This is a genomic window from Bradyrhizobium sp. BLXBL-01 (genome assembly GCF_051853025.1).
Lineage (GTDB): Bacteria > Pseudomonadota > Alphaproteobacteria > Rhizobiales > Xanthobacteraceae > Bradyrhizobium.
The window spans coordinates 7,744,333-7,764,774 of the sequence record NZ_CP182471.1; the positions used below are offsets into that span (position 1 = coordinate 7,744,333).

Sequence of the window (20,442 nt, forward strand, 5' to 3'; positions counted from 1 at the left end):
CGTGTATTTCCTCAGTTCAGCTTCCGCTTCGCCACCGGCGCCTCGAACTGCGCGATCTCCGCGGTCTGCGGCGCCTTGCCGTTGAAGGTCAGAACGTTGCCTTCAGCCGAGATCGCGACGTTGTCGCCGTCTCTGACGTCGCCGGCGAGGATCATCTCGGCGAGCGGATCCTGGAGGTAGCGCTGGATCACCCGCTTCAGCGGCCTTGCGCCGTAGGCGGGATCCCAGCCCTTGGCAGCTAACCAGTCGCGGGCGGCGGCATCGAGGCTGAGCACGATCTTGCGATCGGTCAGGAGCTTCTGGAGACGCGCGAACTGGATCTCGACGATCCGGCCCATCTCGCTGCGCTGCAGACGGTGGAACAGGATGATCTCGTCGACGCGGTTGAGGAATTCGGGGCGGAAGTGCGCCCGCACCATTCCCATCACCTGCTCGCGCACGGCCGCGGTGTCCTCGCCCTCCGGCTGGTTCACCAGATATTCCGAACCGAGGTTGGAGGTCATGATGATCAGCGTGTTGCGGAAGTCGACGGTGCGGCCTTGGCCGTCGGTCAGGCGGCCGTCGTCGAGCACCTGCAACAGGACGTTGAAGACGTCAGGATGCGCCTTCTCGATCTCGTCGAACAGCACGACCTGGTAGGGCCGGCGCCGCACCGCTTCGGTGAGCGCACCGCCCTCGTCATAGCCGACATAGCCGGGAGGCGCGCCGATCAGCCGCGAGACCGAGTGCTTCTCCATGTATTCGGACATGTCGAGGCGGACCATCGCGGTCTCGTCGTTGAACAGGTACTCCGCCAAGGCTTTGGTCAGCTCGGTCTTGCCGACGCCGGTCGGCCCCAAGAACATGAACGAGCCGGTGGGGCGGTTCGGGTCCTGCAGGCCGGCGCGCGAGCGGCGCACGGCGGTTGCGACCGCACGCACGGCTTCGGCCTGGCCGACGACGCGCTTGCCGAGCTGCTCCTCCATCTTCAGGAGCTTCTCCTTCTCGCCTTCCAGCATCTTGTCGACGGGCACGCCAGTCCAGCGCGAGACCACCTGCGCGATGTGGTTGGCGGTGACAGCCTCCTCCATCATCTCGCCAGAATTCTCCTTGGCCTCGATGTCCGCGAGCTGCTTCTCGAGCTGCGGGATCCGTCCATAGGCCAGCTCGCCGGCCTTCTGGAATTCGCCGCGGCGCTGCGCGTTGGCGAGCTCGACACGAAGTGTGTCGAGCTCGGCCTTCAGCTTCTGGGCATCGGAGAGCTTGCTCTTCTCCGCGCTCCAGCGCGCCGTCAGCGCCGCCGACTTCTCCTCGAGCTCAGCGAGGTCCTTCTCCAGGGTCTGGAGCCGGGACTTGGAGCCGACATCGCTTTCCTTCTTCAGCGCCTCCTGCTCGATCTTGAGCCGGATGATCTCACGATCGAGCGAATCCAGCTCTTCCGGCTTGGAATCGACCTGCATCTTCAGCCGCGCCGCGGCCTCGTCCATGAGGTCGATCGCCTTGTCGGGCAGGAAGCGGTCGGTGATGTAGCGGTTGGACAGCGTCGTGGCGGCGACGAGCGCGGAATCGGTGATCCGCACGCCGTGATGCTGCTCGTACTTGTCCTTCAGCCCGCGCAGGATCGAGATGGTGTCCTCGACCGAGGGCTCGCTGACGAAGATCGGCTGGAAGCGCCGCGCCAGCGCCGCGTCCTTCTCGACGTGCTTCTGATATTCGTCGAGCGTGGTCGCGCCGATGCAGTGCAGCTCGCCGCGCGCAAGCGCGGGCTTAAGCAGGTTGGAGGCGTCCATCGCGCCGTCGCCCTTGCCGGCGCCGATCAGCGTGTGCATCTCGTCGATGAACAGGATGAAGGTGCCCTCGCTGCCGGTCACTTCCTGCAGCACGGCCTTCAGCCGCTCCTCGAACTCGCCGCGATACTTCGCGCCGGCGATCAGTGCGCCGAGGTCGAGCGAGAGCAGCTTCTTGTCCTTCAGGCTCTCCGGCACGTCGCCGTTGACGATGCGCAGCGCGAGACCTTCGGCGATGGCGGTCTTGCCGACGCCGGGCTCGCCGATCAGGACGGGGTTGTTCTTCGTCCTACGCGACAGCACCTGGATGGTGCGGCGGATCTCCTCGTCGCGGCCGATGACCGGATCGAGCTTGCCATCGCGCGCGGCCTGGGTCAGGTCGCGGGCATATTTCTTCAGGGCGTCATAGGCGTTCTCGGCGGTGGCAGAGTCGGCCGTGCGGCCCTTGCGCAGCGCCTCGATCGCCGCGTTGAGATTTTGCGGCGTGACGCCGCCCTTATTGAGGATGGCGCCGGCCTCGCTGGTCTTCTCCAGCGTCAGCCCGAGCAAAAGCCGCTCGACCGTGACGAAGCTGTCGCCGGCCTTCTCGCCGGCCTTTTCGGCGGCATCGAAAGTGCGGGCCAGCTCGGGCGCGAGGTAGATCTGCCCGGCGCCGCCGCCGGAGACCTTCGGCACCTTGTTGAGGGCGTCCTCAGTCGCCTTCAGAATTGCACGGGAATTGCCGCCAGCGCGGTCGATCAGACCGGCGGCGAGCCCCTCATTGTCGTCCAGCAGGACCTTCAGCACGTGCAGGGTGGAGAACTGCTGGTGCCCCTCGCGCATCGCGAGCGACTGCGCGGACTGGATGAAGCCCCTGGAGCGTTCGGTGTATTTGTCGATATTCATCTTTTCTGTCCCTCGGCCTGCCCTCAGGGCCCTCTAAGGCACCCCGAACGGCATCTTCATTGGGTTTCCGCCTGATGCGTTGACGTTCCTCAACACAGCAAGCGGTCGCTTATCAGCCGGCGCTGGCGCCGGCCTGACCCAGATGTGGGAAGCGCGCCCTCGGATCGGTAGAGGCGAGTTCACAATTTCGTGCGCTGATCCGCCCGCTTGGCGACGGCCCGCCGAATCCCCTAAGTAGCGGCATGACAGCCAGCCATACCGCCGAGATCACCGGCCTCTACCGCTATCCCGTCAAGGGCCTAACGCCGGAACGCCTGCTGCGCGCCCCTTTGCGGACCGGCCAGACCCTGCCGGCCGACCGCCGCTACGCCATCGAGAACGGCCCGAGCGGGTTCGACCCCGAGGCGCCCGAATGGAAGCCGAAAATCCAGTTCCTGATGCTGGCGCGCAATGAGCGACTGGCCGCGCTCGACAGCCGGTTCGACGACGAAACCAACGTTCTGACCATCCGCAAGGACGGCCAGATCGTCGCCTGCGGCGATCTCGAGAGCGCCGCCGGGCGCGCCGCGATCGAGGCCTATTTCCGCGACAACTTCCAGCCCGAGTTGAAGGGCCCGCCCAAAATTCTGTCCGGCCGCGACCATAGCTTCTCCGACGTCGCCCGCAAGGTCGTCTCCATCATCAATCTCGGCAGCGTGCGCGCCATCGAGACCATGCTCGGGGGCGTCGCCGTGCATCCGCTGCGCTTCCGCGCCAATCTCTACGTCAAGGGCTGGCCGGCCTGGTCGGAGCTCGACCTCGTCGGCCAGACGCTCGCGATCGGACAGGCCCGGCTGAAGGTGATCAAGCGCATCGTTCGCTGCCCGGCCACCAATGTCGACCCTGAAACCGCCAGGCGCGATCTCGAAATACCACCGACGCTCTCGCGCCATCTCGGCCACATGGACTGCGGCATCTATGCCGAGGTGATCGAAGGCGGTGACGTCGGCGTGGGTGATGTGGTGGCGGTGGAAGAGCCGAGGCTCGTCTGAGCTAGCGTAGGGTGGGCAAAGCGAAGCGTGCCCACCGTTGCCGCTAGCGAACGCTGACATACCGCCGGTGGGCACGGCGCTTGCGCGCCTTTGCCCACCCTACGGCACCTGTCTCCACGCACTCCCGTCATTGCGAGGAGCGAAGCGACGAAGCAATCCAGAGTATTTCCGCGGAGGGATTCTGGATTGCTTCCGCCTTCGCCAAGGCTTCGGCGGACAAGTCGCTTCGCTCGCAATGACGGCCACGAGCCTCAATTCGGCATCACATAGGCATAGATCCGGCCGCGCGAGACCGGGGCTTCGCGGACGCGGTTGCCGTTGTTGCCGGAGATCATGATCGGATTGCCCTGCGCGTCGATGCCGGTGATGATGCCGACATGACCGCCGCGGCCGCCGCGCGACATCACGGCGATGGCGCCGACCTGCGGACCGGAGATGCGCGTGCCGTAGCGCGCGAATGAGCTCGCCATGTCGGAGCCTGAGCCCTTATGGCCGGTATGCTCCAGCACCATGTTCATGAAGCGCGCGCACCACAGGCTGCCGCGCCCGGTCGGATTGCCGCCGATGTAGCGGCGTGCCTCGGACACCAGGCCCGATCCGCCACCGAAGCCGCCACTTGGGACAAGCGCGTTGCCGGCCACGCCGCCATTGTTGGCGCTTGGATCGTAGCTCGCCTGGGTGTCGGCGAAACCGCTCGCCTGCAATTGCGCCGCGCTGCGCTCGAAGCGCGAGCCTCTCGCATGGTGGCGGTGATGATGATGTCTGGCGTGGTGCACGTACACGTGCCGCTCTGCGCTATGACGATGATGCGGCCGCGCCGAGGCCGGAGAACCGAACGCGGCGACCGCCGCGAAGAGAAGCGCCAGCGCGACAACACAACGCGACAGGCGATACGCAAACAACTCAACCATTCTTCATCCCTAGCTGACACCCCCACTTCCCGCCGGCCCGTGCAATGGCCGACATCCGTTTGGCCGTTAAGCCGCCCGATGTGGCGAGAAAAAGACGCGACGTCGGCGAATAGCTGCGATGATTTTGTGTTTGTGCTCGGCTGCGGCTGCCGCATTGCCGACAACAGCGTTAACTGCGATCCTGAAGCACGGCTTGAAACAGAGGGAAACGGTTAATGCCCCACGCCACGACCAGGGACGGCGTCCGCGTTTATTTCGAGGAGGCGGGCCAGGGAACGCCGATCCTTTTTCTGCATGAGTTCGCGGCCGACTACACCAATTGGGAGCCGCAGATGCGCTACTTCTCGCGTGGCCATCGCTGCATCACCTATTCGGCGCGCGGCTACACGCCGTCGGACGTGCCTGACGGTGACGTCTACAGCTACACGCATTTCTACACCGATGCGCTTGCCGTGCTCGATCATCTCGGCATCGAGCGCGCCCATCTCGTCGGCCTGTCGATGGGCGCCTATTCCTCGCTGCAGATCGGGTTGAACGCGCCGAAGCGCGCGCTGTCGATGACGCTGGCCGGCGTCGGCTCCGGCTCGGAGCTCGATAACCTCGAGGCCTGGCGCAAGCAGTGCCGCGCCAATGCCGAGCAGTTCGAGACGCTGGGCTCCGCCGAGGTCGCGAAAGTCACGCGCGAGGCGCCGAGCCGGATTCCGTTCCTGGTGAAGGACCCGCGCGGGCACGCCGATTTCTACGCCGCGCTGGCGCGGCACGATGCCAAGGGTTCGGCGCGCACGATGCGCGGATTCCAGGGCGGCCGTCCCTCGATCTACACGATGACGGAGGCGATCAGAGGCGCGGCAACACCCGCGCTGATCATCTGCGGCGACGAGGACGATCCGTGCATCGGGCCGAGCCTGTTCCTGAAGAAGCATCTGCCCGCGGCGGGGCTCGCGATGTTTCCGAAGTCGGGCCACGTGCTCAATCTGGAGGAGCCCGCGCTGTTCAACGAGAGCGTGGAGCGGTTCGTGACGCTGGTGGAAGCGGGGCGATGGCCGGTGCGGGATCCGCGGTCGCTGGCGGCGCATTAAGGCAGATGCGCTGCCCAGTACTCCGTCATTGCGAGCGCAGCGAAGCAATCCAGAATCCCTCCGCGGAGACAGCCTGGATTGCTTCGTCGCAAGAGCTCCTCGCAATGACGACGGGGACTACTTCCCCCCGCCTCTGCTCAGCAAGAACACCGCCTGCTCGCCGAACATGTTCCACACCCACCAGGGCAGGTTCAGCGGCACCGGGCGGCCGTAGAGATCGAGCGCGACCGAGCGCTCCATCTTGACGTTGATCTCGTCGCAGAGCTGCACGAAATCCTTGATGGTGCAGAAATGGATGTTGGCGGTGTCGTACCAGGTCGCCGGCAGATTCTCCGTGCGCGGCATGTGGCCGCCGATCAGGAGCTGGAGCCGCATCTTCCAGAACCCGAAATTCGGGAACGAGACGATGGCGCGGCGGCCGATGCGCAGCAGATTCTCCAGCACGACCTTCGGCTGCCGCGTCGCCTGCAGCGTCTGCGACAGGATCACGTAGTCGAAGGCATCGTCGGGATAATTGACGAGATCGGTATCGGCATCACCCTGCACCACCGCGAGCCCCTTGGCGACGCAGCGGTTGACGCCCTCGCGGGACAGCTCGATGCCGCGGCCGTCGATGCCGCGGGTCTCCAGCAGCTGAAGCAGATCGCCGTCGCCGCAGCCGACGTCGAGCACCTTCGAGCCCGGCTTGACCATCTCGGCGACCAACAGATGATCGGCGCGAAACTGGCCGGACGACGCAGTCGCAGCGCCGTTCAGCGGCAGCACTTCCTGGACGGACATCGCTAGCGGTCCTCGAGGCTGAGCCCGCGGGCCTTGCCTGCCGATTGCAGGAAGGCGCGGGAGATGTCGAAGAATTCGGGCACGTCGAGCAGGAAGGCGTCATGGCCGCGATCGGTCTCGATCTCGGCGAACGACACCCGCGCGCTCGAAGCGTTCAGCGCGTGCACCAGCGCGCGCGATTCCGAGGTCGGGAACAGCCAGTCGCTGGTGAAGGAGACCACGCAGAAGCGGGTCTTGATGTCGGCGAAGGCCTTGGCCAGCACGCCGCCATGATCGGCGGCGATGTCGAAATAGTCCATCGCCCGCGTCAGATAGAGATAGGAATTGGCGTCGAAGCGCTCGACGAAGGACGAACCCTGGTAACGCAGATAGGATTCCACCTGGAAGTCGGCGTCGAACGAGAAGGTCGGCAGCTCGCGATCCTGCATGCGCCGGCCGAACTTGCGATGCAGCGCCGCGTCCGAGAGATAGGTGATGTGCGCCGCCATCCGCGCCACCGCGAGCCCGCGATGCGGATGGATGCCGCGATCGGCATAGCCGCCGCCGTGCCAGTCGGGGTCGGCCATCACGGCCTGGCGGCCGAGCTCGTGGAAGGCGATGTTCTGCGCCGAGTGCCGCGTCGCGCAGGCAATCGCCAGCGCAGAAAACACGCGCTCAGGATAGGCCGCGGTCCATTGCAGCACCTGCATGCCGCCCATCGAGCCGCCGACGACCGCAAACAGCGTGTCGATGCCGAGTCGATCGATCAGCATCGCCTGCGCGCGCACCATGTCGGGGATGGTGATGACGGGGAAATCCAGGCCCCAGACCTTGTCTGTGGCGGGATTGATCGACGCCGGCCCGGTCGAGCCCATGCAGCCGCCGATCACGTTGGAGCAGATGATGAAGTAGTGCTTGGGATCGATGGGGCGGCCGGGGCCGACCAGCGTCTCCCACCAGCCCGGCTTGCCCGTGACGGGATGCACGTTGGCGACATGCTGGTCGCCGGTCAGCGCATGGCAGATCAGCACGGCATTGGAGCGATCGGCGTTAAGCTCGCCATAGGTCTGGTAGGCGATCTGGAACGGGGTGAGATCGACGCCGCAATCGAGCCGCAGCGGCTGCTCGGTGTCGAAATGCGCAATCAGCGAGCTTGGATGGTCCACTTCGTGCGATCGCTCGTCGGCGCTGATCGCAGGACTCGGTATCGACTTGACGCTACCCATCTCGGACATCGACCTCGTTTGCGACTGGCTGCTCGAGCGCGCCGCTGACATCAGGCCATGAAAAACCCGGCCTGAACGATAGGTTCGGCCGGGATCGGAAGCGTCCCCGGCCTGTTTAGCGAGTTTTTTAACGTGGCTGCAAGCCGGCCGGCTCAAATGACCACGGAACGGGCAAAAGCTACCGTCTTGGGCGGTTTTCGTCAAGTCGCGGCCCGGATCGGCCCAATTCGCCTCAGTCGCGTCGCCCGCAAAGCACGTCATTTCTCTTTGCTTTCGCCGCCACGACTGCCTAATCAGGACATCCCCCATCGGAACGATCGACGACCAGACATGTCCCAACGTCCGCCCGCGCCACCATCGCTGCAGGAACTGCGCAAGGAGATCGACGCGATCGACGAGGGCATGCATCGCCTCCTCATGCAGCGCGGCGACATCATCGACCGGCTGATCCAGGTGAAGCAGACCCAGGAGGTCGGCTCGGCGTTCCGCCCCGCGCGCGAGGCTTCCATGATGCGCGAGATCGTGCAGCGTCATCGCGGCATCCTGCCGCTCGACACGGTCGAGAGCATCTGGCGCGTCATCATCTCGACCTTCACCTATGTGCAGGCGCCGTTCTCCGTGCATGCCGACATCTCGGTGAGCGAACCTGCGATGCGCGATTCCGTGCGCTTCCATTTCGGCTTCACCGTGCCTTACGTCGCGCATTTCAGCGCGCAGGCCGCGGTCGAGGCGGTGGCGAAATCCAAGGGCGACCTGGCGCTGGTCTCGGCGACCTCGAGCCGCACGCCGTGGTGGCTGGAGCTGGAAGCCGACGGCGCGCCCAAGATCATCGCACGGATGCCCTTCGTCGAGCGTGCCGACCATCCGGCCTCGCTGCCGGTGTTCGCGATCTCGCGCGTCGCCGACAGCGCCCTGGTGACAGAGGTCGAGACCTTCAGCGTGCGCGTCTCCGGATGGAACGCCGAGGTCGCCCGCGCGCTGTCGCCGCTCGCCGAGATCGTTGCGGTGCCCGATACCGCCTTCGACGGCGCGGCGCTGCTGGTCTCGGTCACCAGCGCGACCAGCATCGACAAAATCAGGGCTGCCCTGATCGAGGCGGGGGCCTCGGTTCGCTCTGTGGCCCTCGTCGGCAGCCACGCAACGCGCTATACGGTGCCCCCGACCGGGCCGAAATCGTAATTCGCGAGCAGCCCAGCCTATCCGGAGTCCAAGATGTCCCGCCCCGTGCCGAATCCCGGCATTCTCGATATTGCGCCCTACACGCCCGGCAAGAGCCCGGTGCCGGAGCCGGGCCGCAAGGTGTTCAAGCTCTCCGCCAACGAGACGCCGTTCGGGCCCTCGCCCAAGGCGATCGAAGCGTTCAAGCGCGTGGCGGACCATCTGGAAGACTATCCGGAAGGCACCTCGCGCGTGCTGCGCGAGGCGATCGGCCGCTCGTTCGGGCTCGACCCCAACCGCATCATCTGCGGCGCCGGCTCGGACGAGATCCTCAATCTGCTCGCGCACACCTATCTCAGCCAAGGCGACGAGGCGATCTCCACCACGCACGGCTTCCTGGTCTACCCGATCGCGACCATGGCGGTCGGCGCCAGGAACGTCATCGCCAAGGAGACCAACCTCACCGCCGACGTCGACGCCATCCTGAAGGCGGTGACGCCGAAGACGAAGCTGGTCTGGCTCGCCAACCCCAACAACCCGACCGGCACCTATCTGCCGTTCGACGAGGTCAAGCGGCTGCGTGCCGGCCTGCCTTCGCACGTGCTGCTGGTGCTGGATGCCGCCTATTGCGATTACGTCTCGCGCAACGACTATGAGATGGGGATCGAGCTCGTCGCCACCACCGAGAACACGGTGGTGACGCACACCTTCTCCAAGATCCATGGCCTGGCTGCACTGCGCATCGGCTGGATGTTCGGGCCCGAGCACATCATCGACGCGGTCAACCGCATCCGCGGTCCCTTCAACGTGTCGACGCCGGCGATGTATGCCGCGGTCGCCGCGATCGAGGACACCGCGCATCAGGCGATGTCGAAGCAGTTCACCGAGACCTGGCGCAACTGGCTCACCGAGGAGATCGGCAAGCTCGGGCTGAAGGTGACGCCGAGCGTCGCCAATTTCGTGCTGATCCATTTCCCGACGGACAAGGGCAAGACCGCTGACGACGCCGACGCCTTCCTGACCAAGCGTGGACTCGTGCTGCGCGGCCTGAAAAACTACGGCCTGCCGCATGCGCTGCGCATGACGATCGGCACCGAGGAGGCCAACCGCCTCGTGGTCGACGGCTTGCGCGACTTCATGGGCGGCAAATGAGCGCGCAGGCGCACTTCCAGCGCGTTGCGCTGATCGGCTTCGGCCTGATCGGCGGCTCGATCGCGCGCGCTGCGAAGCTCCAGGGGCTGGCCGGTGAAATCGTCACCACCGCACGCTCCGAGAAGACGCGCGCACGCGTCGCCGAGCTCGGCATCGTGGATCAGGTCGTGGCGACCAATGCTGAGGCCGTGAAGGACGCCGATCTCGTCATCCTCTGCATTCCCGTCGGCGCCTGCGGACCCGTGGCGCAGGAGATCGCTGCCCATCTCAAGCCGGGGGCGATCGTCTCCGACGTCGGCTCGGTCAAGGGCGCGGTGGTCAGGGACATGGCGCCGCATCTGCCGGAATCGGTTCACTTCGTCCCGGCGCATCCGGTGGCGGGCACCGAGCATTCCGGGCCGGACTCTGGTTTCGCCGAGCTCTTCATCAACCGCTGGTGCATCCTGACCCCGCCCGAAGGCGTCGATGCCGCGGCGACCGACCGCCTGCGCGCGTTCTGGGCCACCATGGGCGCCAAGGTCGAGGTGATGACGCCCGATCATCATGACCTCGTGCTCGCCATCACCAGCCACCTGCCGCATCTGATCGCCTACACCATCGTCGGCACCGCCGACGAATTGGCGCAGGTGACGGAATCCGAGGTGATCAAATTCTCCGCCGGCGGCTTTCGCGATTTCACCCGTATCGCGGCCTCCGACCCGACGATGTGGCGCGACGTCTTCCTCGCCAACAAGGAGGCCGTGCTGGAGATGCTCGGCACCTTCACCGAGGATCTGGCAAAGCTCACCCGCGCGATCCGTCGCGGCGATGGGGAGGCGCTGTTCGACCACTTCACCCGCACCCGCGCCATCCGCCGCGGCATCGTCGAGATCGGCCAGGATTCAGCCGCGCCCGATTTCGGCCGGCCGCATGCGGCGCTGAAGAAGCCGTAGCGTCACCCCCGTCATTCCGGGGCGCCCCGAAGGGGCGAGCCCGGAATCCATCGGGCCGCAGCGCACGCTGTGAAACGGATTCCGGGTTCGATGCTACGCATCGCCCCGGAATGACGAGAGAGTCTTCAATACAGCGGCGGGATCTGGCCGACCTTGACCGGGCCGAGCAGCACGGCGCCGTCGACGAATTTCAGCGGGAAGCTCCGCGCCTTCTTGCCTTCCAGCGTGCTCTCGGTGCCGATCGAATTGATGCCGGCGGCAACGCCGGCATTGGCGTTCTGCTTGATCACCTTGCCGAGGCCGGGCACGGCGCGGTCGAGTGCGCCGAACAGATTGTTGAGGTCCTGCGACTTCACGCCGGGCGCGAGGCGGTCGAGCGTTGCCTGCGGCACGCCCTCCTCCAGCATCTTCTCGATGCCGAGCGCCGGGATCACGCGCTCGAGGCCGGTCACCGTCATCTGCAATTCGCCGTCGAGCCGGCCATTGGGCGACAGGCCGAGCGTGCCGGCCGCGACCGCGATCATCTCGCCCTGCTGGATGCGCGACTGCACGATCTCGATATGACCGCCGGCGGCCTGGATCTCGCGGAAGCGCTGCGGCCAGGGCTTTGGCGTGAGGTCGGAGAGGCCGGTGATCTTGGCGCGAGTGTCCGCCTCGAACGGCTCGGCGAGCAGCGGATGCACGCCCTGGATGCTGCCCTGCGCGACATGGAGCACGGTCTCGATTACAGGATGATCCGATGGTGATCCGTCGGCGAGACGGCCATGCAGTTCGACTTGCTTGGCCCGCGCAAGCGGCACCTGCACGCTGCCATCGAGACGGTTGAGGCTGGGCTCGTCGAACACGATGGAAGCGCGATCCGGCACCGCCGGCAGGCCCGCCACGCTGGCGCGGCCCTTGCTCCAATTCACCGTGAAGGTGTTTTGCGTGACGCCGTCGATCAGCGTCGCGGGCGCGGAGAATTCGGCGATGATGCGCTTGGGGTCGTAGACCTGGGCCACGACCAGGATGTTGTCGAGCTTGGCCGTGAACGGCGTCTTGCTCGCATTCTGCGAGACCAGGGCGACGCTGGCGCCGGAGCACTGGACCTCGAAGCGGAACGGGAAGCCGGCGATCGAGCGTTTGGCACAATCGTAGATGCGGCCGGCCTTGGCCTCCTGCGCCCGCCAGGCGTCGGCGGCGATTTCGGCCTGCGACGCCGCATAGAACCAGAAGCAGCTCCAGGCGACGGCAAGGACCAGGACGAGAACGGGGGCGATGAAGAGGCCCCAGCGGGAGCGGCGGCTTGTGGCAACGGTCATATTGGACATGCGGCGACCCTTTGACGCCAGATTCAGGCAAATGTAAGCGGTGCCGGCCTGCGACGAAAGGCGCAGAAATCGCTTCGCTTGGGCGCAGGGTTCTGGTAGCCGTGCCCGAAATGTCGGAAATCACCCTCCCCTCCGTCACCACAGCCACGGGCGACCTCTGGGTGTTCGGCTACGGCTCGCTGATGTGGCGGCCGGGCTTCGACTTCGAGGAACGCGTCCCGGCGCGGCTGGTCGGCGAGCACCGCGCGCTCTGCGTCTATTCGTTCGTGCATCGCGGCACGCCGGAGAAGCCGGGCCTGGTGCTCGGGCTCGACCGCGGCGGCGCCTGCCGCGGCATCGCCTTCCGCGTCGCCGAGAAGAACCGTGCCGAGGTGGTCGCATATTTGCGCGCACGGGAGCAGGTCACCTCGGTCTATCGCGAGGTGATGCGCTCGGTGTGGCTGGAGAACGATGCGCGCCAGCGCGTCTCCGCACTCGCCTACGTCGTCGACCGCGGCCATGTGCAATATGCCGGCCGCCTCTCGCTCGCCGAGCAGCACCGCCACGTCGTCCAGGGCCACGGCCAGTCCGGCGCCAACCGCGATTACGTCACCGCAACGGTGAAGGCGATCGAGGCCGAAGGCTTTCGCGACACCCAGCTGCATCAGCTTGCATTGATGCTGCATGGTGATGCGCACTCGCTGCACGCGACGGATCGGCACGAAGATCGCGAAAGCCGCTAGCCCGTCGGCGCGTAGCTCGGCGCCGAGCCGATCAACCGCTCCTGCTCTTTCCGCCCTGCTTCGACGAGGCGACCGGTCGCGTCCTCGACCGCCGCTTGCACGCGCGCGAGAAACTCGTCCTTCGACAGACCCGGCGGCAACGGCTCGAGAAACTCCACCACCAGCGTGCCGGGATAGCGCATGAAAGTGCGGCGCGGCCAGAACAGGCCGGAATTGAGCGCGACCGGCAGGCACGGCACGCCGCAGGAGGAATAGATCTGCGCAAAGCCGGTCTTGTAGTCGGGCGGCGCGCCCGGCGCGCGGCGCGTGCCTTCCGGAAAGATCACGAGCTGCTTTCCGCTGCGCACCGCCTCGCGCGCGCGGCGCGTCATGTCCAGCAGCGCCTTCACGCCGGCATTGCGGTCGATCCCGATCATCCCGGTCTTGACCAGGAACTGGCCGAACACCGGGATCTGCATCAGCTGGCGCTTGAGGATGAAGATCGGCCGGTTGAAGAAACCCGGCAGCACGAAGGTCTCCCAGAACGACTGATGCTTGGCCACGATCAGCAGCGGTCCTGTCGGGATCTTCTCCACCCCGCGGAATTCCACCTTGATGTTGCAGACCACGCGCATCAGGACCAGCGTCGCCTTGGCCCACCATTGCGCCACCGTGAGCATGGCGCGCGGCGGCAATGCAAAGGTCGGCAGCGCAACGATCGCGAGAAGGACCAGCACGGCATAGAACAGTACGTTGAACACGAGCGAGCGCAGGAAAATCAGAAACATCGATGGTCCGATCAATTGGCCTGTGCGGTGGCGGGCCGCTTCGGTTGCTGACCTGCAGGCTGCTCCGACATCTCGGGCCAAAGGTCAATCCCGAAATCCTCCAGCCGCACCCTGAGCTCGGCCGCAACGTACTTGACGTATTCGGACAAGAGCAGCCGCAGCGTCGAGCCCGAGGTCCACCACGGCTCCTCGCGCCATTTTTCGCCGACCACCGCGAACGGGATCAGCGTCGTCCGTGGCATCGCATGCGAGAATTCCACCAGCGCGCGCGGCATGTGATAGTTCGAGGTGACCACGATCAGAGATGTAAATCGGCGCCCCTCGGCCCAGCGCCGCGCCTCCGCCGCGTTGCCGCGGGTCGACAGCGCGGTGCGGTCGAGATCGACGCAGCAGGTCATGAAGGACTGGTTCTCCGGCAAGGTCCGGGAGATGTCGCTCGCCGTCGAGGTCGGATGCACGCCGGAGATCAGGAGCCGCCTGCCGTAGCCGGCAGCCAGCAGCTCCATCGCATCCGATACCCGCGAGGAGCCGCCGGTCAGCACCACGATGCCGTCCGCCTTGCGGTCCGGCACCGTCTCGGCGCCGCGCAATTGCGACAGGAATGCAACGAACCCCGCCGCCGCGCCGACGAAGGCGAGCGCGATCGTCGACACGATTGTCGCGCGCAGCCAGCCGCGCGGCAGTTTCGGCGATCGATCGTCGGTCGGCGAGGTCATGCGATGTCGGTGATCCCTTCCCGATGTGATTTTATGACGTTTTGAGGCGAAGTGGAGTCCGGTTATCAAGCCTAGTCGACGTCATTCAACGTCGCGAACAGCGTCTGGCGCGAGGCGACCGCGGTGATGCCGCCGATCAGCACGGCCTGCACCGCGAGCACGATGTAGCCGGACGGGCGCAGCGAGAAGGTGCCGAGCAGCGCGGCGAACTGGTCGCCGACGGGCGTCCCGGAAAACCAGCCTGCGATGGACTCGGAGAAGCCGAACATCAGCATGGCGGCACCGCCGCCGATCACGCCGCCCTCCAGGCCCAGCCTGAGGAAATGACGCAGGAAGTGGTTGGCGATGTAGCGGTCGCCGGCGCCGACGAAATGCAGGACTTCGACGATCGGACGGTTCGCCGCCATGGCACCGCGCGTCGCGAACGATACCGAGATGATGGTTGCGACGATGACGAGCGCGAGGATGCCGAGGCCGGCCAGCACGGTGGCGTTCGTCATCAGGCGCATGCGCTCGATCCAGGCGCGGTGATCGTCGACACTGGCGCCCGGCGCGACCTGCGCGACGCGCGCGCGCAAGGCGCCGAGATCGAGCGGCGTACCCGGCTGCACGCGCGCGATGATCACGCGCGGTACCGGCAGATCGTCCATCGACAGGCCGGTGCCGAGCCAGGGCTCGAGCAGCTTGCCGCTCTCCTCCCTGGTGAACGGCTTGACCTCGACGATGCCGGCCTGCGCGCGCATCGCCTCCGCCACGGCTGCGGTGTCGCGCTCGAGGTCACGGCCGGCCTGCGGACGAATCTGGATCGTGATTTCGCTCGCAACATCCGACTGCCATTCGGCGGCGGAGGCACTCACCAGCAGCACCGTGCCGGTGGCTATCGAGGCGAGGAACGTCATGATGGCGACCACCGCAACCAGCGCTCTGCCGTGGATCGAGGCGCGCGGCACGATCGGCGACATGTTGCGCGCCTTGGCCGGAAGCTGCGGACGCTCCTGTCCGAGATCGACCAGCACGCCGCGCTCGTCCAGCCTACTCATAGACGTGCAGCCGTCCCTGGTGCAGCACCAGCCGCCGTGCTTCGTACTGGTCCATCAGCCCAATGTCGTGGGTGGCGATGATGACGGCGGTGCCTGATTTGTTGAGCTCGATGAAGAGTCGCAGCAGGCGGCGACCGAGCGTCGGATCGACGCTGCCGGTCGGCTCGTCCGCGAGCAGCAGCTGCGGCCGCGAAATCACGGCGCGCGCGATCGCCGCGCGCTGCTTCTCGCCGCCCGACAGGATCGGCGGCAGCGCGTCCATGCGATCGCCGAGGCCGACCCAGCGCAACAGGTCGATCACCTCCTTGCGGTAGCTCGACTCGCTGCGGCCCATGACGCGGAACGGCAGCGCGACGTTCTCATAAGTCGTCATGTGATCGAGCAGGCGGAAATCCTGGAGCACGATGCCGATGCGCTTGCGCAAATCCGCGATCTCGTCCTTGCCGAGCTGCGAGATGTCATGACCGAACAGATTGACGAGGCCCCGCGTCGGTCGATGCGACAGGAACAACAGGCGCAGCAGCGACGTCTTGCCGGCGCCGGACGGTCCGGTGAGAAACTGGAAGGAATGCGCGGGAATCTGGAAGCTGAGGTCGCGCAGGATCTCCGGCCCCAGACCGTAACGCAATCCGACATTTTCGAACCGAACCAAGCTCAGCTCCGTTCGAGAGGGGGCGCGGGTCGCATTGCGGCGCTCCGCCATACGCGATCAACGGGTTTTGCCGCCGTTATGGTTTCCGGTTCGTTAACGGTCGCCCTGTAGCATAAGGGGCGCCCGGTTCTCCGCGACCATGGCATCGTCAAGACCTTCGTTCATGCATCAAGGCTCGTCCATGCATATCGTCTGCCCCCATTGTATGACATCCTACGCCATCAAGCTCGCGAGCCTTGGGGCGAACGGGCGGGCGGTCCGCTGCTCCCGTTGCAAGGAGACCTGGATCGCCCATGCCGAGGACGCCATCGAGGAGGCATCCGTTCCGGCCATGGCCGCGGCGAGCCGAGCTGACGACCAGTCCGACCTCGCCGAACAATGGAACTCCTATGCCAAGGACGACGCAGCCACTGATGCACCCGTCGTCGATAGCCCCTCGATCGCCAGCGACTGGCCGGACGAGCACGCCCGCGAAACCGAGGACGAATGGTCAGCAGCGGCCCGGCAGGCCGAAGAGGAGGTCGCCGGCGCGCAGCACCAGTCCTGGTTCCGCGGCCTGTTCCCCCGCCGCGGCGCGCGGGTGAGCCGTCCGGTCGCCCCCGCGGCTCCGCGCAAATCCTATCTTGGCCTGCCCACCGCCTGTGCCGCGATGGGCGCGCTGGTGCTGGCACTGGTGATCTGGCGGGGCGACGTGGTGCGGCTGCTGCCCCAGACGGCGGCGTTCTACCAGATGGTCGGGCTGGAGGTGAACCTGCGGGGCCTCGCCTTCAAGGACGTCAAGCTCTCCAGCGAGACCGTGGACGGTAAGCAGGTGCTGGTGATCGAGGGCGTGATCGTCGGCGAGGGCAAGAAGCCGCTCGACATTCCGCGATTGCGCTTTGCCGTGCGCGACGCCCAAGGCGCGGAGATCTATGCCTGGAACGCGGTGCTGGAGCAGACCGTGCTGCGGCCCGGCGAGCGCGCCTTCTTCCGCTCACGCCTGGCCTCGCCGCCGCCGGAGGGCCGCAACATCGACGTTCGTTTCTTCAACCGGCGCGACATTGCCGGCGGCAGCGTATAATCGCCCCCGCAAGGGCGTTTGTCCCAAGGTTGGTCTCATGCCGAAAATCCTGATCGCCGACGACGAGGATTCGATGCGCACGCTGGTGGCGCGCGCCATCGCCATGGACGGCCATGAGACCGTCACCGCTCAGGACGGCGCCGAGGCACTGGAGATCCTGACCCGCGAGGATGGCGCCTTCGACCTGTTGCTCACCGACATCCAGATGCCGGTGATGGACGGCATCGCGCTGGCGCTCTCCGCCGCGCGCGATTTCCCTGACCTGACCATTTTGCTGATGACCGGCTTTGCCGACCAGCGCGAGCGGGCCTCGAACCTGAACGCGCTGGTGCATGACGTCGTGACCAAACCGTTCTCGGTCGCGGATATCCGCACGGCGGTTGCCGATGCGCTGGCCGCGAAGAAAGGTTAGCGTCCGAACGACAGCCGCCTTCGCCGTTGAAGGACTGGCGCGCAAGGCATCTACTTCGTCATTGCGAGGAGCCCTCGCGACGAAGCAATCCAGAATGCCTCGGCGGAAAAACTCTGGATTGCTTCGCTTCGCTCGCAATGACGAGGACGTAGCGGCCTATCCTCTCAAAACTCCTTCAGCAGCCGCTCGAGATAGTCGAGCTCGATCTGCGGCCGCGAGGGATCGCCGAGACGACGGCGGAGCTCTTCGAGAATGCGGCGGACACGCTGGGTGTCGATCTCGCCGGGAATCTTGACCGTATAATCGTCGCCATATTCGCGCCCATGAAGCGGCCGGCCGAGCGGATCGGTCTGGTTGCCGCCGCTCTGCTGACGGCCGGCGCGCTGGCCGGGGCCGTCGCCCTGGCCGTCGCCGTCGCCCTGCTGCATCGCCTCGGCCATCTTCTGCGCACCCTTGCGCATCGCGTCGAGTGCCTTGCCCTGCGAGTCCACGGCGCCGTCGGCATTGCCCTCGCCGAGCTTTGATCCGGCATCGCCCATGGCACCGTCGGCTGCATCCAGGCTGCCGTCGTCATCGCCCTGGTCGCCGTCCTGATCGCCGTTCTGGCCGGGCTGGCCCTGATCGCCTTGCTGACCCTTCTGGCCCTTCTGTGCCTGCTGGCCTTTCTGCCCCTTCTGGGTGAGGCCGCGCTTGGCAAGCTCGTCCTGCAGCTTCTTCAGCCGGTCGCGCAGCCCCTGCTGGTCCTGCTGCAGCTCCGACATGGATTGATCGCCCTGCTGCTGCTTGCCGCGCGAGCGGTCGCGCCGGGAATCCTGGCCCTGCTTGAACGTCTTGTCGCGCAATTGCTGCTGCTTGCGGATCATGTCGCCGAGCTCATTGAGCGCCTGCTCCATGTCGCTCTCGCCGGACTGCCCCGGCTGCGCCATCTGGAGGCCTTCCAGCATCTGCTGGAGCTGGTCGAGCAACTGCTTGGCGGCATCCTTGTCGCCGGAGCGCGACAGGCGCTCCATCCGGTCGATCATATTCTGCAGATCCTGCTGACGCAGGACCTTGGTGTTCGGATCGAGCGGCCGCGCCAGCTGCTGCGGGTCATTGTTGTTGCGGAACTGCTCGGCGAGCTGGCGCATGAAATCGTTCAGCGCCTGACGCAGATCCTGCGTGAGCTTCTTGATCTCCTCGTCGCTCGCGCCGCGCTCCAGCGCCTGCTTCAGCGCGTCCTGGGCCGCGCGCAACGCCTTCTCGACGTCGGAGATCTTGCCGTCCTCGATCGTCACCGCAAGCGCCCACAGGCTCGCCACAACCTCGCGCAGGGCATCATCGGTACGCGCGGCCTCGAGCTGTCGGGCCACGCTGTGCAGGCCGAGATATTGTCCGGGCTCCGGCGTGAACATCTCGGGCGCGATCATCAGCCCGTCGAGCGCGGCATATACGTCGGAATTCTTGTTGGCATCGAGCGCGAGGATGCGGCGCTGCTCGATCAATGCACGGGCCAGCGGCTTGGTGAAGAGCCGTTCGGGCAGGCGCATGTTGAACGGTTCGCTAACAGCCTCGTTGCCGGCCTCGTCCTTGGCCGTGAGAGTGAGCGTAACCTCGGCGCCGGCATAGGGATCCTCGCTGAGATCCTTCACGGATTGCCCGACGCCGTTGCGGGTGCGCGCATTCGGCAGCGCGAGCGGGAATTGCGGCGGCTGGAACAGCGGCCGCGGCGCCGTCCTGCTGTCGCCGTCGCCGGCAGCGGCCTTCGCACCATCCTTGGTACCATCCTTGGCACCGTCTTTGCCGCCGTCCCGGGCGTCGGTCGACCGCGTGGCGAATTTCGCCTCGGCGCCGGTGACGCCGTAATCGTCCTCGATCTTGTAGGAGAGCTGGAGCGCGCCGCGCGCCTGGCGCTCGGGGTCCTTGGCGAGCGCGATCGTCGGCGGACGGTCCGGCGTGGCAGCGAAGGCCCATTGCGGCTGGCCGGAGGGCGCCCGGACATGGGCGGTGCCGTCGCCGGAAATGGCGAAATGCTTTTCGTTGGTCCCCTTGGGGCTGGCTTCAGTCGGGGCGACCTCCTTGAGGCCGCCGGAAACGACGACATCCAGGTTGCCGCCGGAGGAGCGCACGATCAGGGTCGAGCCGGCGGGAACGGCGAGCGGGCCGCCGGCGGGCAATGCCGCAGCTTCCTTGTTGGCGGCCGACAGGATGACCGGCGGCTTGCCGGTGTAGAGCGGCGGCGTGACCCAGGCATCGACGCGAACATTGGCCGGCGCCAGCACCCCGTTCCAGTCGAAGGCGGCGCCAAGGCGCATCGCACGCTCGTCACCCGCGGCAAAGAAGGTCGCAACCAGCATCACCATGACGAGGGCACGCAGCGCCCAGGGGTCGTGAAGCGCGAGTCGCGGGTGCGGTACACCGGCGCGGATGCGCTTGATGGAGGCGAGCGTCCGCTCGCGCTGCGCCTGCCACAGCGCCAGCGCGACCGGGTCCTGCGAGGTCAGCGTGTCCGTGAGCGCGGTGGCCGGGCGGTGACGGATGCCGGAGCCACGGTCGAGCCGGGCGAGCGCTTCCTCGCGGCGCGGCCAACGGAAGCGAATCAGCGGGAACAGGGCGGCCGCCGCGATCGCGGCGAAGAGGGCGAGGCCGACGGCCCTGGCCATGAACGGCAGCGCCAGCCAGAGGCCGGCCCAGGACACCACCAGGAACAGGCCGACGACGGTCAGAAGGCGCGCCGCATTGGGCCAGGCACGCTCCCATGCGATGGCATAAGTTGCCCGATCAAGGGCCTGCGCCAGCTTCAGCCGCGACAGCGCATCACTGCCGCGGGTCGGGTCTGACGGCTCGGGGGTGAGGCCGTTCAATCAACTCTCCAGGTTGCCCGGTAG

18 protein-coding genes and 1 riboswitch are annotated in these 20,442 nt (G+C 66.4%); of the genes, 8 read left to right on the top strand and 10 right to left on the bottom strand.

Going from position 1 to position 20,442, the window contains the following annotated elements; translation table 11 throughout:
* Positions 1 to 11: 11 nt before the first annotated feature.
* Positions 12 to 2,651, bottom strand: a complete 2,640-nt coding sequence (gene clpB / locus ACNJYA_RS35845) for an ATP-dependent chaperone ClpB (RefSeq protein WP_439401649.1) — start codon at positions 2,649 to 2,651, stop codon at positions 12 to 14.
* Positions 2,652 to 2,893: 242 nt separating this feature from the next.
* On the opposite strand from clpB, the gene ACNJYA_RS35850 reads away from it, so the two are divergent.
* Positions 2,894 to 3,682: an MOSC domain-containing protein gene (locus tag ACNJYA_RS35850; RefSeq protein WP_439364766.1), complete on the top strand. Its 789-nt coding sequence runs from the start codon at positions 2,894 to 2,896 to the stop codon at positions 3,680 to 3,682.
* Positions 3,683 to 3,933: 251 nt separating this feature from the next.
* Here the strand turns inward: ACNJYA_RS35850 and ACNJYA_RS35855 are convergent, their stop codons facing one another.
* Positions 3,934 to 4,593: an NlpC/P60 family protein gene (locus ACNJYA_RS35855; protein WP_439401650.1), complete on the bottom strand. Its 660-nt coding sequence runs from the start codon at positions 4,591 to 4,593 to the stop codon at positions 3,934 to 3,936.
* Between the two features lie 215 nt (positions 4,594 to 4,808).
* Between ACNJYA_RS35855 and ACNJYA_RS35860 the strand changes: the two genes are divergently transcribed.
* On the top strand, positions 4,809 to 5,672 hold the full coding sequence (locus ACNJYA_RS35860) for an alpha/beta fold hydrolase (RefSeq protein WP_439401651.1): 864 nt from the start codon (positions 4,809 to 4,811) through the stop codon (positions 5,670 to 5,672).
* A 117-nt stretch (positions 5,673 to 5,789) separates the two neighbouring features.
* Here ACNJYA_RS35860 and metW read toward each other — a convergent pair whose 3' ends face one another.
* Positions 5,790 to 6,452, bottom strand: coding sequence for a methionine biosynthesis protein MetW (gene metW / locus ACNJYA_RS35865; protein ID WP_172789424.1), 663 nt, complete (start codon positions 6,450 to 6,452; stop codon positions 5,790 to 5,792).
* 2 nt (positions 6,453 to 6,454) lie between these two features.
* Positions 6,455 to 7,657, bottom strand: coding sequence for a homoserine O-acetyltransferase MetX (metX, locus tag ACNJYA_RS35870; protein WP_212256383.1), 1,203 nt, complete (start codon positions 7,655 to 7,657; stop codon positions 6,455 to 6,457).
* A gap of 94 nt (positions 7,658 to 7,751) precedes the next feature.
* A riboswitch (SAM riboswitch) is annotated at positions 7,752 to 7,831 on the bottom strand.
* Between the two features lie 156 nt (positions 7,832 to 7,987).
* Between metX and ACNJYA_RS35875 the strand changes: the two genes are divergently transcribed.
* From ACNJYA_RS35875 to ACNJYA_RS35885, 3 genes are read left to right on the top strand one after another with little or no spacing between them, the layout of a single operon-like run.
* Positions 7,988 to 8,836 (top strand): chorismate mutase, encoded by an 849-nt coding sequence (locus ACNJYA_RS35875; protein WP_172789425.1) that lies wholly within the window; start codon positions 7,988 to 7,990, stop codon positions 8,834 to 8,836.
* A gap of 33 nt (positions 8,837 to 8,869) precedes the next feature.
* Positions 8,870 to 9,967 carry a histidinol-phosphate transaminase gene (gene hisC, locus ACNJYA_RS35880; protein ID WP_260381121.1) on the top strand — a complete coding sequence of 366 codons (1,098 nt, stop codon included), beginning with the start codon at positions 8,870 to 8,872 and terminating at the stop codon, positions 9,965 to 9,967.
* The gene (locus ACNJYA_RS35885) at positions 9,964 to 10,899 is read left to right on the top strand and encodes a prephenate/arogenate dehydrogenase family protein (RefSeq protein WP_439401652.1); all 936 of its coding nucleotides are present in this window, start codon (positions 9,964 to 9,966) and stop codon (positions 10,897 to 10,899) included. The genes hisC and ACNJYA_RS35885 overlap by 4 nt, the downstream gene beginning before the upstream one ends.
* A 125-nt stretch (positions 10,900 to 11,024) precedes the next feature.
* Here ACNJYA_RS35885 and ACNJYA_RS35890 read toward each other — a convergent pair whose 3' ends face one another.
* Entirely contained in the window at positions 11,025 to 12,209 is a 1,185-nt protein-coding gene (locus ACNJYA_RS35890) for a DUF2125 domain-containing protein (RefSeq protein WP_439401653.1), read from the bottom strand.
* A gap of 110 nt (positions 12,210 to 12,319) precedes the next feature.
* Between ACNJYA_RS35890 and ACNJYA_RS35895 the strand changes: the two genes are divergently transcribed.
* Positions 12,320 to 12,931 carry a gamma-glutamylcyclotransferase gene (locus tag ACNJYA_RS35895; RefSeq protein WP_172789429.1) on the top strand — a complete coding sequence of 204 codons (612 nt, stop codon included), beginning with the start codon at positions 12,320 to 12,322 and terminating at the stop codon, positions 12,929 to 12,931.
* On the opposite strand, the gene ACNJYA_RS35900 is transcribed toward ACNJYA_RS35895, so the two are convergent.
* From ACNJYA_RS35900 to ftsE, 4 genes are all read right to left on the bottom strand, one after another.
* Entirely contained in the window at positions 12,928 to 13,698 is a 771-nt protein-coding gene (locus ACNJYA_RS35900; RefSeq protein ID WP_172789430.1) for a lysophospholipid acyltransferase family protein, read from the bottom strand. The genes ACNJYA_RS35895 and ACNJYA_RS35900 overlap by 4 nt on opposite strands.
* 11 nt (positions 13,699 to 13,709) lie before the next feature.
* The gene (locus ACNJYA_RS35905; protein WP_172789431.1) at positions 13,710 to 14,414 is read right to left on the bottom strand and encodes a YdcF family protein; all 705 of its coding nucleotides are present in this window, start codon (positions 14,412 to 14,414) and stop codon (positions 13,710 to 13,712) included.
* 71 nt (positions 14,415 to 14,485) lie between these two features.
* Positions 14,486 to 15,454, bottom strand: a complete 969-nt coding sequence (locus ACNJYA_RS35910; protein ID WP_172789432.1) for a cell division protein FtsX — start codon at positions 15,452 to 15,454, stop codon at positions 14,486 to 14,488.
* A complete protein-coding gene (gene ftsE, locus ACNJYA_RS35915) occupies positions 15,447 to 16,106 on the bottom strand; it encodes a cell division ATP-binding protein FtsE (protein WP_018646542.1) in 660 nt (219 codons plus the stop codon). Before ftsE ends, ACNJYA_RS35910 begins: the two co-directional genes overlap by 8 nt.
* Before the next feature lie 181 nt (positions 16,107 to 16,287).
* Here ftsE and ACNJYA_RS35920 point away from each other — a divergent pair, with 181 nt between their 5' ends.
* Positions 16,288 to 17,166, top strand: coding sequence for an MJ0042-type zinc finger domain-containing protein (locus ACNJYA_RS35920; RefSeq protein WP_439401654.1), 879 nt, complete (start codon positions 16,288 to 16,290; stop codon positions 17,164 to 17,166).
* Between the two features lie 37 nt (positions 17,167 to 17,203).
* Complete coding sequence (locus ACNJYA_RS35925) at positions 17,204 to 17,578, top strand: response regulator (RefSeq protein ID WP_025033579.1); 375 nt, start codon at positions 17,204 to 17,206, stop codon at positions 17,576 to 17,578.
* A 164-nt stretch (positions 17,579 to 17,742) separates the two neighbouring features.
* On the opposite strand, the gene ACNJYA_RS35930 is transcribed toward ACNJYA_RS35925, so the two are convergent.
* On the bottom strand, positions 17,743 to 20,418 hold the full coding sequence (locus ACNJYA_RS35930; protein WP_439364774.1) for a TIGR02302 family protein: 2,676 nt from the start codon (positions 20,416 to 20,418) through the stop codon (positions 17,743 to 17,745).
* Positions 20,419 to 20,442: the final 24 nt, after the last annotated feature.